The organism is Streptomyces sp. NPDC102490 (assembly GCF_044765285.1).
Classification (GTDB): Bacteria; Actinomycetota; Actinomycetes; order Streptomycetales; family Streptomycetaceae; genus Streptomyces.
The window spans coordinates 185,484-199,104 of record NZ_JBIWJU010000004.1; the positions used below are offsets into that span (position 1 = coordinate 185,484).

Annotated in this window: 11 protein-coding genes and 1 pseudogene; 2 read left to right on the top strand and 10 right to left on the bottom strand. The window is 72.7% G+C overall.

Going from position 1 to position 13,621, the window contains the following annotated elements; translation table 11 throughout:
• Window positions 1-26 precede the first annotated feature (26 nt).
• On the bottom strand, window positions 27-638 hold the full coding sequence (locus ACIRGB_RS10090) for an NAD(P)-dependent oxidoreductase (RefSeq protein WP_403861090.1): 612 nt from the start codon (window positions 636-638) through the stop codon (window positions 27-29).
• 133 nt (window positions 639-771) lie between these two features.
• Between ACIRGB_RS10090 and ACIRGB_RS10095 the strand changes: the two genes are divergently transcribed.
• Window positions 772-1,470: a TetR/AcrR family transcriptional regulator gene (locus ACIRGB_RS10095; RefSeq protein WP_403861093.1), complete on the top strand. Its 699-nt coding sequence runs from the start codon at window positions 772-774 to the stop codon at window positions 1,468-1,470.
• 18 nt (window positions 1,471-1,488) lie between these two features.
• Here the strand turns inward: ACIRGB_RS10095 and ACIRGB_RS10100 are convergent.
• The 3 genes and pseudogenes from ACIRGB_RS10100 to ACIRGB_RS10110 all read right to left on the bottom strand — a co-directional run bounded on the left by ACIRGB_RS10100 (window position 1,489) and on the right by ACIRGB_RS10110 (window position 5,097).
• Window positions 1,489-3,477 (bottom strand): annotated as a pseudogene (locus ACIRGB_RS10100) (acetoacetate--CoA ligase).
• Entirely contained in the window at window positions 3,474-4,103 is a 630-nt protein-coding gene (locus ACIRGB_RS10105) for an SMP-30/gluconolactonase/LRE family protein (RefSeq protein WP_403861095.1), read from the bottom strand. The pseudogene ACIRGB_RS10100 and the gene ACIRGB_RS10105 overlap by 4 nt, the downstream one beginning before the upstream one ends.
• Window positions 4,104-4,551: 448 nt before the next feature.
• Window positions 4,552-5,097, bottom strand: a complete 546-nt coding sequence (locus ACIRGB_RS10110) for an MOSC domain-containing protein (protein ID WP_403861098.1) — start codon at window positions 5,095-5,097, stop codon at window positions 4,552-4,554.
• 232 nt (window positions 5,098-5,329) lie between these two features.
• Between ACIRGB_RS10110 and ACIRGB_RS10115 the strand changes: the two genes are divergently transcribed.
• Complete coding sequence (locus ACIRGB_RS10115) at window positions 5,330-5,554, top strand: hypothetical protein (RefSeq protein WP_403861101.1); 225 nt, start codon at window positions 5,330-5,332, stop codon at window positions 5,552-5,554.
• Window positions 5,555-5,645: 91 nt separating this feature from the next.
• Here the strand turns inward: ACIRGB_RS10115 and ACIRGB_RS10120 are convergent, their stop codons facing one another.
• The 6 genes from ACIRGB_RS10120 to ACIRGB_RS10145 all read right to left on the bottom strand — a co-directional run bounded on the left by ACIRGB_RS10120 (window position 5,646) and on the right by ACIRGB_RS10145 (window position 13,616).
• Complete coding sequence (locus ACIRGB_RS10120) at window positions 5,646-7,073, bottom strand: salicylate synthase (protein ID WP_403861104.1); 1,428 nt, start codon at window positions 7,071-7,073, stop codon at window positions 5,646-5,648.
• Between the two features lie 89 nt (window positions 7,074-7,162).
• Entirely contained in the window at window positions 7,163-8,926 is a 1,764-nt protein-coding gene (locus ACIRGB_RS10125; RefSeq protein ID WP_403861107.1) for an ABC transporter ATP-binding protein, read from the bottom strand.
• The gene (locus tag ACIRGB_RS10130; protein WP_403861110.1) at window positions 8,923-10,752 is read right to left on the bottom strand and encodes an ABC transporter ATP-binding protein; all 1,830 of its coding nucleotides are present in this window, start codon (window positions 10,750-10,752) and stop codon (window positions 8,923-8,925) included. Before ACIRGB_RS10130 ends, ACIRGB_RS10125 begins: the two co-directional genes overlap by 4 nt.
• Complete coding sequence (locus ACIRGB_RS10135; protein WP_403861113.1) at window positions 10,749-11,477, bottom strand: class I SAM-dependent methyltransferase; 729 nt, start codon at window positions 11,475-11,477, stop codon at window positions 10,749-10,751. The genes ACIRGB_RS10130 and ACIRGB_RS10135 overlap by 4 nt, the downstream gene beginning before the upstream one ends.
• Window positions 11,478-11,550: 73 nt before the next feature.
• Window positions 11,551-12,384, bottom strand: coding sequence for a thioesterase II family protein (locus ACIRGB_RS10140; protein WP_403861115.1), 834 nt, complete (start codon window positions 12,382-12,384; stop codon window positions 11,551-11,553).
• A complete protein-coding gene (locus ACIRGB_RS10145; protein WP_403861118.1) occupies window positions 12,381-13,616 on the bottom strand; it encodes a cytochrome P450 in 1,236 nt (411 codons plus the stop codon). Before ACIRGB_RS10145 ends, ACIRGB_RS10140 begins: the two co-directional genes overlap by 4 nt.
• Window positions 13,617-13,621: the final 5 nt, after the last annotated feature.

The window sequence follows — 13,621 nt, forward strand, 5'->3', positions numbered from 1 at the left end:
GCGGTACTTGCGACTGCCCCCGGTGGCTAGCTCCGGGGCACGACGATCTCGGCGCCGTACATGCCCGCCTCCGCCTCGTCCAGCAACAGGGCCGCCAGAGTGACGCGGGAGATGCGGGGCGGCAGCAGGGGGCGCCGCAGCTCCGCCAGGGGGATGGTGCGGCGGGTGGGACTGAGGGGGCCGTCGGTGACGTCCGGGGCGTGGAAGACCGTGGCGCCCGCGGCCAGGGCGACCTCATCGGCCTCGGCCTTCTCGGCCAGTTCCGAGCCGACGAACATCCGCATCACCCCGGCGTAGATCAATCCGCCCGACCGGCTGGACACTCCCGAGCCCAGTGCGCCGAGCCACACCGTGCGCACGTCCGCCGCCGCGAGCGCCCTGGCCCCGGCGACCAGCGCGCCCGGCCCGTCGCCCTTGCCGATGCCGATGGCCGAGACGGCCACGTCGACGTCGCTCAGGTCGGGGAAGCTCCGCGGGACGGTGACGTCCGCCGTCCGGACCTCCACCTGCCGCGGCGCGGGCACGGTGACCTTGGCCGGTGTGCGGACCAGGGCCACGACGTCGTGCCCCCGCTCCAGCGCCTGGTCGACGAGTGTGCCGCCGGTCCGTCCCGACGCTCCGAGTATGGCGATGCGCATGATCGAACATCCTTTGACTGAACAACTGTTGGTGACATAACTAAACAACCGTTGGTTAAGGATGTCAAGGCGCGGGGGCCTGTACGGTGAACGCCTGTTACTCAGCCGTTCACACTGGTCGGAAGGGATGAAGATGGCGCCTCAGGAGCGGTCCGCTCCCCGTCGCCGCAATCCGCGCGGACAGGGGCAGGTACTCAAGGCCCAGCTCGTGGACGCCACGGCGAAGCTACTGGCGACGCTGGAGCAGCCGGAGACGCTGACCCTGCGGCAGGTCGCGCGGGAGGTCGGCGTGGCACCGGCCAGCATCTACGGCCACTTCCCCGACCTGGGCGCGCTGATCCAGCACGTGCTGCGGCTGCGTTACGAGGAGCTGGCCCGGCTGATGGACGAGGCCGCGCAGCCCGCCCCGGATCCTCTGTCCGACCTCGTGGCTCGGTGCGCGGCCTATGTGCGCTGGGGAGTCGGCCGACCCGGCCACTACCGCACCCTCTTCGGCGGACGGATGCCCGACGACCTCGTCCCCGGCTCGGCACACAGTGCCGGGGCTGAACCGCTGGAGGCGGTGGTGGTCTCCCTGGCGGCTGTCACCGGCGCCGAGACCACGGCGGAGCGGCAGTGGCAGGCCGGCCTCCTGCTCTGGACCGCGCTGCACGGCCTGGTCAGCCTCTACAACGACCACGGGAACATGCCCTGGCCGCCCCTGGACGACTTGATCACCGACCTGCTCAGCCTGCACACCGCTCGCCCGGCGGCCGAGATCGCGCCCCTCCTGCCACCGTTGGCGGACGACCCGGCTTCCGCCGGCTCTCCGTCTCCTTCGTCCGGCCTCTGATGCGGTCCCGCGCCACGGTCACCCGGGGGTGCCCGGAGCCGTGTCGCGTCTCGCGCGGTGCGCGGCGCCGATTTCCGTGTACCAGTGGAGGAGGTCAGGCCGGTCGACGCTGCCGGGGTCGGCCACGGCGTGCTGGGCGTCTCCGCGCAGCAGGCGTTTGACCGGGACCTCGAGTTTCTTGCCGGTGCGGGAGTGCGGGATGCCGGGGGCCTGGATGATCTCGTCGGGGACGTGGCGGGGAGAGGCTCCGCGGCGGATGGCGGCGCGGATCTTCTCCCGCAGCGCGTCGTCGAGGCCGGTGCCGTCGATGGTGGTGACGAACAGGGGCACCCAGTAATCACCGCCGTCCTGCTCGATCCCGACGACGAGAGCCTCGGCGATCTCCACGACCTCCTCCACCGGACCGTATATGTCGCTGCTTCCCATGCGTACGCCGTGGCGGTTCAGCGTCGCGTCGGACCGGCCGTGCAGGAGCACTGAGCCGTGGCCGGTGAGGGCGATCCAGTCGCCGTGCCGCCACACTCCCGGGTAGGGGTCGAAGTAGGCGGCGCGGTAGCGCGAGCCCTCGGGATCGTCCCAGAAGAACAGCGGCATCGACCGCATCGGCCGCAGAACCGCCAGTTCCCCCACCTCGCCGCGCACTGATTTCGCGTCGGGGCCGTAGGCGTCCAGGCACACCCCCAGGCAGGGGGTGGACAGTTCGCCGACCCGGACCGGCGTGGTGGGGCGGCGCCCAGTAACGCGGTGACCACGTCGGTGCCGCCGCTGGTGCACACCATCTGGGTCCCGGGCCCGAGTTCGCCGGCGGCCAGTGCTGGAGGTCGGCGGGGAACGCCGAGCCGGTGACTCCCAGCCGCGTCGGCGCGACCGAACCGTGGCCGGTGAGCCGCACGCCGGCCTTGCGGCAGGCAGCGAGGTAGCCGGGGCTGGTGCCCAGGACGCTCACCTCCAGGCCGGCCGCGAGACGCCAGAGCGCGTCGGTGCCGGGATGGGCCGGGCTGCCCTCGTAACATACGGCGGTGGCGCCCAGCAGCAGGCCGGAGACCAGGACGTTCCACATCATCCAGCTCGGTGTGGTGTGCCACAGCAGGCGGTCCCCGGCCCCGCAGGCCGAGCTGGAGGCCCAGGTTCTTGAGCTGCTCGAGCACCACCCCGCCGTGGCCGTGAACCATGCCCTTCGGCCGCCCGGTCGTGCCCGAGGAGAACACGACCCACAGCGGATGGTCGAACGGGGCCGCCAGCGGCGTGAGTTCGGCGTCGTCGTGCACGGTGCGCGCGGGCCACGCGAGGGCGCCGGGCGCCTGCGCCGCGTCTCCTACGGCGACGGTCGCCGCCAGAGCTGGCAGGGCGGCGCGCAGGGCTTGTACATCGGCGCTGCGGTCGACCCGCTTGCCGGCGTGTACGCAGCCGGTCGAGGTGATCAGTACGGTCGGCCGGAGTCGCGCGAACCGTGCCGCAGCCGCCGCCCCGGTGTAGTCCTGTCCGCACACCGCCCAGGTTGCGCCCAGGGCGGCGGAGGCGAGGAAGGCCACGACGGCCTCCAGGCCGTTGGGGAGGTATCCCACGATCCGGTCCCTCGGGTGTACGCCCTGTGCGGTGAGTTCCCGCGCGAGCGAGGCGACCTGGCGGCGCAGGCCGTCCCAGGTCACGGCGGTCGGGCCGGTGTCCTCGGTCACCGTGATGACGGCGGCGCCGGTGTCGGGCCGGCCGCGGAACACCTCGGCCGTGTAGTTCAGGGTGCTGCCGGGAAACCAGACGCTGCCCGGCATGGCCTCGGTGGCCCAGCGCGGGGCCCGCCGGGCGCCCGGGCAGACCGAAGCAGTCCCACACCACGGCCCAGAAGCCGTTCACGTCGTCGACCGACCACTCCCACAGCCGGTGGTAGTCGCTGCTCAGGTCGCCTGCGTCACGTCCGGTGTGCTGTTCCACGAAATGCGCGAAGTCGGTGATCCGGGCTTCCTCGACGGCCCGCTCCGTCGGGACCCAGTCCCGTGGCTCCGTATTCACAAGGCGTCCCCCGTCCTCGTCACGTCGAGCGGCGCGACCGTCGTACGCACCGCTTTGTGGGCCATGGCTTCGCCCAGCGGGCGGTCACCGGTGTCGGCGAGGGTGACGAACAGCCGGTCCCCGCCGTCGCGGCAGCACGCGATCGGCGCCAGCGTCCCGGTGCCCACCGATGTGACCAGCTCGTTCTCCCGCACCAAGGCGACGGTATGGCCGGTCGTGGTGGCCACCCACACGCCGTCCGGTGCAGCCCAGATGCCGTCCGGCCTGGCGTCCTCGCCGACCAGATGGGCGAGGTCGGCGTAGGTTCGCCGCCCGGTGAGGGCGCCGTCGTCGGCGACGGTGAAGGCGGTCAGCCGTTGCCGGGTGGTCTCGGCGACGATCAGGGTGCGGCCGTCGTCGACGAAGGCCAGGCCGTTGGGGAACTCGATGTCCTCGGCGGCAACCCCCACCGTTCCGTCGGCGGCGACGCGCAGCAGCCGGCCCGGCCGCACGGGCTCACCAGCGTGCGCGGCGAAACCGACGTCGTCCACGTAGAAGTTGCCGCGCGGGTCGCCGGCCATGTCGCCGAGCCGACCGGTAGCCACCGCGCCCAGGTCGGCGTAGGTGTCCCAGCTGAGATCACTCAACGTAACGAAGCACTACTAGCCGGTGGGGGCACCTGGCGCGAGATCTGCACCTGCACCACTGTTCCGGCGCTGGCAGCGGCAGGTGGTACGGGCGCGACTGCCGATGTTGTTGCAGGCGAGGGCAGACTTGGTCCGGCTGTCGCCTGGGACGCCGACGTCGACTCCACGCTCCCCGGGGCTCACCGGCACGCAGTCGGTGTCCGCCGGGACGGCGCCGGGCTGAAGGAACCGCCCGGCGAGATTGTCACGAGCCGGACGACCATGGGCTGCGCAGGCGCGGGACCAGGCGCACGATCCCCGAGCCGGCCGACCAGGTCCGCAGCCGCAAGCGCCGCGGCGGGACCGGCGGTCGCCACCCGCTCCGACAAGTTCGCGGTCCGGTTCGAGGCGGCCGTCCAGGTCGCGGCGATGCATCAGTGGAGCACGCCGATGACCACGGAACAAGAACCTAGACCCGTTCCAGCGGGCGGTGAGGAAGGGGCGGGAGCTCGACCCGGATGGAATCGTCGGGGCGGACGGTCCCGCCACGGCGGACCACCGCCATGACGCCAGACTTGAAGGTGAACTCGCCGGACTCGGGGTCCATGGCGAAGACCTCACCGAGCAGCCCCTTGCGAAAGTCGTTGATCTTCGAGCACGGATTGCGCAGTCCGGTCACCTCGATCACCGCCTGCTCTCCAAGATGGAGCAGAGCGCCGGTGGGCAGGTCCAACAGCGCCACCCCGCGCGTGGTGATGTTCTCGCCGAGCTGGCCCGCGGAGACCTTGTAGCCCTTGAGCGCGAGTTCGTCGAAGAGTTCCTCGTGCATCAGGTGGACCTGACGCAGGTTGGGCAGGTCCGGCTCGTAGGTCATGCGGAACTGGTGGCGGATCGTCTCACCTGCGTGAACGTCTCCTTCCACTCCGAGCCCCGTGAGCAACGTGATGGCATCGCGATTGGGCTTGCTGAATGAGTACACCTCGTTGCGGCTCACTGCGGCGACCTGACCAGGCATCGCGCCCTCCCCCTGTTGTCGTTCTGCGGTCGGTCGATCATAGAGGCGGTGCCACCAGCCCTGTGAACGTGATGAGATGCCCGTTCCGCCACACCGTCATCGCCGTTCAGTGGCCCGCGTGGTCCAAGAGGGCTCCGGGGTATTCACTCGGCGATGATCAAAGATGGATGGAACAAGGACGAGGGAACGCGTCGGCTTGGCCTCTGCGCTGAGCCAGGGAAGGGAGATGCACATGGCCAAGGCGGTACGGGCCTCGTTGGGCGAGATGTCGATCACGTGCCAGGTCTGCAAGAACGACCTGTTCCGCGAACGCGGGGTGAAGCTCAACAGCACGGGCGGGGAGTTGTTCAATCTGGCCTGGGCCGACGAGACCGCTACCGGGCTGATCTGCCTGCGGTGCGGTTTCGTGCACCTCTTCGTCAATTCGCAGATCGAACTGCGCCGCGCCAAGGACTGATGCGTGAGCGGCGACGACCAGCGGCACCGCGCGCCTCACTGGTCGAGGCGTGGTGGGCGCTGGTCGAGGCCATCGCCCACCGCGCCCGTCTTCAGTCCGTGGAGAACCGCAGATACGGGGCGACACTGCGCAGTTTCTCGCAGGTCTCCTCGATCTCCCGTTCCGGACTGGACTGGGCGGTGACCCCGGCGCCCGCCCGCAGCCACGCCTCGTTCCCCGTGCCGATGAGGGTGCGCAGGACGAGGGCGGCGTCCAGGGCTCCGCTGGTGCTCCCCCGGAACACCGCGCCGCCGTACAGGCCGCGTGGCCCGTCCTCGTGCCGGGCCAGGGCCTCGAGCGCGGCGCGTTTGGAGACCCCGGTGGCGGTGATCGCCGGGAAGAGGGAGGCGAAGGCGTCCCACGGCCCGGTGTCCGGCCGGAGCCGGCCCGTCACCCGGGAGGCCAGGTGCTGCACCGATCCTCGTGGGCGGACCGTCATGTACTCCTCGACCACGACGGAGCCGGGGCGGCACACGGCCGCCATCTCGTCCCAGGCCAGACGCACGGACACGGCGTGCTCGTGTATCTCCTTGGGGTCGCTGAGCAGTTCCGCGCGCCGGCGCTCGTTCTCCACCGGGTCGGCGCCCAGGGCGCGGGTGCCCGCGAGGGGCTGGGTGCTGACCCGCCCGTCCGCCCCGACCTCGAGAACGGTCTCGGGGCTGAACCCCGCAGCCTGGTAACCGCCGAGGTCCAGCAAGAAGGAACGTGCCGGTGTGTTGGCCCGGCGGCCGGCGAGATAGGTCGCGGGGAAGTCCGGGCGGGACCCGGCGGGCAACGGGACCTTCCGGGACACCACGGCCTTCTCCAGCAGACCGGCGCGGATGTCCCGGACCGTGCGCGCGACCGCTCGGCCGTAGGCGGCGGTACCGGCGGCGATGACCTCCTCGGTCCTGTCCCGCGTGGGCTCGTCGGGGGCGCAGACCCACCCGGCCGCGGGCTCCGCGAGCAGGTCGGCCACCTTGCGTGCCCATGCCTCGTCGACCGCGCGGACCACCGTCGCGTCGCCGGTGAGGGTCACCTCGACGGAGGGGACCAGCGCGTGCAGCAGGGGCTGGTCCCCGGCCGTCGCGGGGTCCGCGTGGAGGAGGTGGGCGAGTTCGAAGGCCGCCCAGCCGTAGAAGCGGCGTCCTTCATCGCTCTCGTCGCCCTCGTCCCTCGCGTCCCTCGCCTCGCGCAGGGCCGACAGGGCGGTGGCGAACGCCCCCAGTGGTGCCCCGTCGGTGCGCGAGGTCCAGGTGCGCCCGGCGGCCTGTGCGGTGATGCCGGTGGTGTCCGCGGTGACGCTCACCTCGGAGCCCGCCGCGAAGTGCCAGACGCCGCCTTCCGTCTCGTACACCACGTACTCGCCCGCGAGTTGGGCCTGGGCCAGACGGGTGGCGGTGGCCGCCGGGTCGTGGCAGGGCTCCCGGGTGCTCACGCACGCGAGCGGCGGGATGGAACTCGCCCATGTCTCCCACCTGTTCCGGGACCGGGTGCTCATCGTGTCGTGCCTTCTTTCTACCGCTGAGTTCTCTGCCACTGAGTTCTCTGCCGCTTGGGCCCAGGGCGTCGGTGGTGTCGGGTGACGGGTCATGACGGTGTCGCTTCCAGGCGCCAGCCGTGGGCCCGGGTACGCCGCTCCCAGAAGGAGGCGTACGTGCCGCCCGTCGTCATCAGGGCGTCGTGCGTGCCCCGTTCGGTGATCTCGCCGTCCTCCAGGACGAGGATCTGGTCGGCGTCCACGACGGTGCTCAGCCGGTGCGCGATGACCAGGAGGGTCTTGCGGTCGGCCAGGGTCCGCACGGCCCGCGCGAACAGCGCCTCGTTCTCCTGGTCGAGGGCGGCGGTGGCCTCGTCGAGGACGAGGATCGGCGCGTCCTTGAGGAGGGCGCGGGCGATGGACACGCGCTGCCGCTGACCGCCGGACAGGCGTGCGCCGCCCTCCCCCACCTTCGTGGCCCACCCCTCGGGCAGGTCCGCGAGCACGCGGTCGAGGCCGGAGAGCGCCGCGGCCTCGGCCAGTTCGCCGGGACTCGCGTCGGGGGCGGCGATGCGGACGTTCTCCTCGATCGTGCCGTCGAAGAGGTAGACGTCCTGGAAGACGAGGGAGACCTGGGCCGCCAGGTCGTCGGCGGCGATCTCGCGGACGTCGACGCCGCCGATGCGGACGGTGCCCTCGGTGGTGTCCCGGAAGCGGGCGAGCAGCCCGGCGATCGTGGTCTTGCCCGCGCCGGACGGGCCGACCAGCGCCGTCATGCTGCGTTCGGGCAGGCGGAAGGTCACGTCGTTGAGGACCGGGCGTGCGGCTGCCCCCGCCGTCGGAGCTGCGCCGCCGTCGTAGCGGAAGCCGACCCCGGTGAACTCCACGCTCGCGTCGCGGGGGGTCTTCGGCTCGGCGGGCTGGGGGAACGGCGGTTCGTCGAGGAACGCGCCGAGGCGTTCCAGGGTGTTGCGGGCGATGCGCAGGCCGGCGCCGGCCTCGGCGGCGGACGACACGCTGTCGATCAGGCGGACCAGCAGCACGAGCAGCGCCAGCAGGGTGGGCACGGTGAGTGATCCGTCGAGCTGCCAGGACACGCCCAGGGCGAGCAGCAGGGCGAACACGAGCCGGGTGGCGAACGAGAACGACACCAGGCCGGGCAGCCCTCGCACGATGAGCCGCCGGTCCGCGCGGGCCTCGGCCACCAGGGCGTCGTCCAGCGCTCCGTGGCCTTCGGCGGTGCGGCCGAAGGCCCTCAGTACCGGCTGGTTGCGCGCGTACTCCAGGACCCGGTCGGCGGACTCGCCGATCGCGGCGTCACGGCCGAGGTCGAGGCGGCGCATCACGGCGGTGCTCGCCGCCTGGACGGCGAACAGCACGGGCGCGCAGACCAGCAGCACCAAGGCCGTGCGGACGTCGAAGAAGAACGTGGCGATCACCAGCGTCGCCGGGGTGAGCAGCGAGTTGATGAACGGGCGCAGCAGGTGGGCGGGGGTGCTCATCACCTGGATGACGTTCGGTCCGGCCAGCCTGCTGAACTCGGCCGTGCGCCCGGCGGTGAACCAGCCCAGCGGCAGGCTCAGGGCGTGGTCCGCCATACGGCGGTGGAGCACCCGGGAGAGTCGGGAGCCGACCGTGAACCCGCCGCTGATGGCCGCGCCCTGGAGTACGGCGTGTGCGAGGGCGCAGCTGACGAACGCCGTCAGCCAGGGCCACACGTCGTCGGGTTCGGGGCCGAGCAGGGTCCGCAGGACGGGCACCAGGAGGGCGAAGGCCACGCCTTGCAGGACGGCCGCGCCGCACTGGAGGACGAGCAGCCGGTTCAGCGGGCGGGAGCCCTCCGGCCCCAGGACGCGGTAGAGCTGACGGATCATCGTGCACTTCCTTCTCGGATGTCGTCCGCGCTCCGCTGGGCGTGCCACAGCGTGGCGTACCGGCCGCCGGCGGCCACCAGGTCGTCGTGGCGGCCCTGTTCGGTGACGCGCCCGTCCTCCAGCACCACGATCCGGTCGGCGGAGCGGACGGTCGACAGCCGGTGGGCGATGACGAGCAGGGTGCGGCCGGCCGCGAGCGCGGACAGCGCGTCCTGGATCAGTGCCTCGGAGTGCGGGTCGGCGTACGCGGTCGCCTCGTCGAGCACCAGGACCGGGGCGTCGGCGAGCAGGGCCCGCGCGATGGACAGGCGCTGTGCCTCGCCGCCGGACAGGGTGACGGACGTGCCGAGTTCGGTCGCGTAGCCGTCGGGCAGGGCCAGGACGCGGTCGTGGATGCGGGCGGCGCGGGCGCACCGCTCGACCTCCTCGTCGGTGGCCTCGGGGCGGCCCAGACGGATGTTGTCGGCGACGCTCGCCCGCAGCAGCCGTACGTCCTGGAGGACGAAGCCGACCCGGCGGTACAGCTCGGTCGCGGCGATGTCCCGGAGGTCGGCGCCGCCGAGGGTCACCGTGCCGGCGGTGACGTCGTGGAAGCGGGGCAGCAGCGACGCCAGGGTCGACTTGCCGGAGCCGGAGGGTCCGACCAGCGCGGTGACCGTGCCGGGCGCGAGGTCGAGGTCGATGTCGCGCAGGACGTCGGTCTGCCCGTCGTAGGAGAAGGACACCCCGCGCAGGGAGATGTGATGGCCGTCGGGCAGGACGGGGTCGGCGGGTTCGGGGAGGGTCGGGGCGTGCAGCAGCCGCGTGATGCGGACGGCGGCGGCCTGGCCGGCCCGGATCTGCTGGACGCGCGGCCCGACGACGCCCATGGGTGCGGCGACGGCGGGGCCCAGCAGCAGGAAGGGGACGAGGGCGGTGCCGGTCGTCCACTCCTGGGTGACGAATACCGCGCCCACCACGGTCAGGAGCAGCAGGACCACGGCCGGGGCGACCACCAGGACGGCCGCGGTGGAGCTGAGCAGGGTCGTGCGGACCCAGCGGGAGAAGAAGTCGGCGAAGCCCTCGGTGGCGGCGACGAAACGCTCGTGGGCCTTGCGGCCGCGGCCGAAGCTCTTGAAGACGGCGATGCCGGAGGCGAACTCCACGGCGGCGGCGGAGATCCGCCCCAGCGCGGCGCCGAACTCGGCCATCTGCGTCCCCGCGCCCGCCATGGCCCGGCTGAACAGGAACACGCCCAGCAGCAGGGGCACGACGCCGACCAGGGCGAGGCGCCAGTCGACGGCGAACAGGTAGGCCAGGGCCGGCACCGGTGCGGTGAGGACCGCGACGACGTCGAGCAGGGTGTGCGCGAACAGCGTGTGCAGCGCGCTCACGTCGTCCTGCACCGCCTGCTTGACCTCGCCGGTCCCCCGGTCGGTGAGCCTGCCGAGCGGCAGCCGCCCGATGTGCCGGGCGAGCCGGCGGCGGAGGGTGAGCTGGAGGTCGTTGTCGGCGACATGGGCGAGGGCACCGGCCGCCGTGCCGCACACCAGGGCGAGGAGCCCTGCCCCGCAGGCCAGCGCGACCAGCGGCCACAGAGTGTCGCCGTCGGCGGGGGTCTCTGCGGTGAGACGGTCGGCGATCTCGGAGACGGCAAGAAACGGCACCACTCCGGCGAGGGCCGCGACGGTCTGGAGGCCGACGGCGACGGCCAGTCGGCCCCGGACGGGTTCGGTCAGCGCGCGCAGGGGACGCAGGGGGCGCGGGGGTGCCTCGGTGCCCGCGCCGGGGGCTGCCGGGGGCCGGGGCACCGCTTCGGCGCCCGACTCGGGTGATTGTGACGTCACTTGACGAGTACTCCGATTTCGGGGATGGGCCCGCCGCCCGCCTCGGTGATGCGGCGGCTGGTCATGCCTGCCTCGCGGGCCAGCCGGGCGACGTCGAAGGTGTGCCAGTCGTAGCTGTCGGCGACCTCGCGCACGGTGCGGCCGTCGCGCAGGACCTTCCAGGTCGTGGTGAACCGCATGGCGTCGCCCTCGGTGGGTTCGCCGCCGATCCACCACTCGTACGTCTGGCGGCCGATGGTCTCCCTCAGGGACATCACCGGGGGGATCACGCGGGGTGCGGAGACCCCCATCAGTTCTACGACGATGGGCGCCCCCTCCGGCAGCCGGGCCGCGAGCCGCTTCCACAGGGCCACGCGCTCGGGGACGGTCAGATGACCGGCCACGCCGAAGATGACGACGGCGGAGAGCCGTTCGGGCAGGACGAGCTCCTGGGCGGCGCCGTCGACCACCGTCACTCTGCGGCGCAGGTCCGGGTCGCGGGCGACGCGGGAGGTGAGCATGGCCCGCATGACGGCCGACGGTTCGGCGGCGAGGATCTCCGCCTCGGGGAGCGCGGCGGCGATGACCTCGGTGACGCGTCCGGTGCCCGCGCCGATCTCCAGGACGGGGCCGTGCGTGGTGTCCAGGCCGGTGAGGACGCGGGTCAGCGGGGGGCCGCTGCTGGCGGTGTGCCGGGTGGCGACCAGTTCGTAGAACTCGGCCGAGGCCGAGTAGTAGTCGATCACGACGGTCTCCTGACGGGGGCGGCCGAAGGGGTGGGCGCGGCGGGCCGGACGGGGGCGGCCGGGCGGCGGGCGCTCACGGGGTGCTCGGCCAGGTGCGCCGGCCGTCCGTGGTCAGCGAGGGGTCCATCCGACGCAGGACGGTGGCGACCACCTCGCGTCGTCGCGGGGTCAGGTAGAAGTGGTCGCCGGGGAGGACGCGGACCTCGGTGCGGGCGGTGGTGAGGTCTGCCCAGCCGCCGGCCCGGTCGCGGCTGCGTTCCTCGCCGAGTTCCGGGTCGGCGGCGCCGGTCAGCACGTGGATAGGACAGGACAGCGGCGGGCGCTCCTCGGGCCGGTGGGTCTCGATGATCCGGTAGTCGTGGCGGACGGCCGTGAGGATCAGGGAGCGCAGGCCGGGATCGTCGAGGACCTCGCGGCTGGTACCGCCGAGCCGGGCCAGTTCCGCGCCCAGGACGTCGTCGTCCTGCCGGTGCAGTTGCCCGGTCACCGCGGTGCCGGGTGCGGCCCGGCCCGACGCGAAGATCCGGCGCGGGCCGGGGGCCTCGCGGCGGTCCAGTTCGTGGGCGAGTTCCCAGGCCACGGCGGAGCCCATGCTGTGCCCGAAGAGGGCGTACGGCCGGTCGAGCAGCGGTTGGACGGCGTCCGCCACCGCGGTCACCAGCTCGCCCATGTCGGCGCTCGCCGGGTCGTCGAAGCGGTCCTCGCGGCCCGGGTACTGGATGCCGACGAGTTCGACCTCGGGGGGCATGAGCGCCGCCCAGGGCCGGTAGAAGCCCGCGCTGCCGCCGGCGTGCGGCAGGCAGATCAGGGTGTGCCGGGAGGCGGGGCCCTCGGTCCACCGTCTGATCCACGGGCTGTCGGCACGCGCGGCGCGGGCGGAGGTGTGCGGCGAGAAGGCGGCGGTCACCAGGTCACCATCAGTTCTTCGAGGCCGAAGGTGGCCGAGTCGTGCTTGACGACGACCTGGTCGCGGTCCCCCGCGAGGCGGAGGGTGGGGACGCGGCGGACGAGCGTTTCCAGGGCGATCTCCAGTTCCAGCCGCGCCAGGTGCTGGCCGACGCACTGGTGCACGCCGTAGCCGAACGCCACGTGGTGGTTGTCCGTGCGGTGGAAGTCGACCCGCTCGGGGTCGTCGAACTGCTCGGGGTCGTGGTTGGCACCGGCGAGGAGGGCGATGACACCGTCGTCGGCGGGGACGGTGCGGCCCGACAGCTCGATGTCCTCGGCGGCGACGCGCAGCGGTATGGAGTCGGCGACGGACAGGACGCGCAGGAGTTCGTCGACGGCCGCGGGCATCAGAGAGGGGTCCTGGCGCAGTTCCGCCATCAGCTCCGGCCGGTCCAGGAGGAGCAGGGTGCTCAGGGCGATCATGCTGGTGGTGGTCTCGCGGCCGGCGTTGACGGTGATGCCGAGGGTGGACAGCAGCTGGTCCGTCGTCACGTGGCCGGGGACCAGGTGGTCGGTGACGAGCTGGGAGATCAGGTCGTCGCGGGGTTCCTCCCGGCGCTCGGCGATCAGCTCGGCGAGCAGGCCGAAGAGGCCGCCGAGGGCTTCGGAGACCTGCTCCGCGGTGCTGGTGCGGGAGCCGGAGATCCTGGTGACGTCCCGGAAGAACTCCAGGTTGTGCGGCGGGATGCCGAGCAGTTCGCAGATCACCGACGTGGAGACGGCGTTGGCGTACGCGCTCACGAAGTCCACCGGGCCGCCGGCCTCCAGCACGGCGTCCAGGATCTCGTCCACCCGTGCCTGTACGGCGGGCCGCATCGCGCGGACCCGGCGCACGGTGAACGCCGGCAGGAGCATGCGCCGGTAGCGGGTGTGCTCGGGGGCGTCGGTGCGGATGAAGGGGCGGAACCTGGCTCCGGCCTCCTGCTCGCCCTCTCCGAGAGCGGGGAAGCCCGGGCGGCGGATGTCGGCGCTGACGCGCGGGTCCGAGAGCAGTTCGCGTACGTCGTCGTAGCGGGTCACCACCCAGGCTTCCCGCTGGGTGGGCAGGGTGACGCGGGCGACCGGGTCGTCGGTGCGCAGCGCGGCGTACTCCGCGGGCGCGGCGAAGGGGCAGCCGCGCCGGATCGGGAAGTCGCGGGGCGGGGTGGCGCCGGGGGTGTGGGCCGCCGTCGGGGATTCGGGGGGTGTCATCGTTG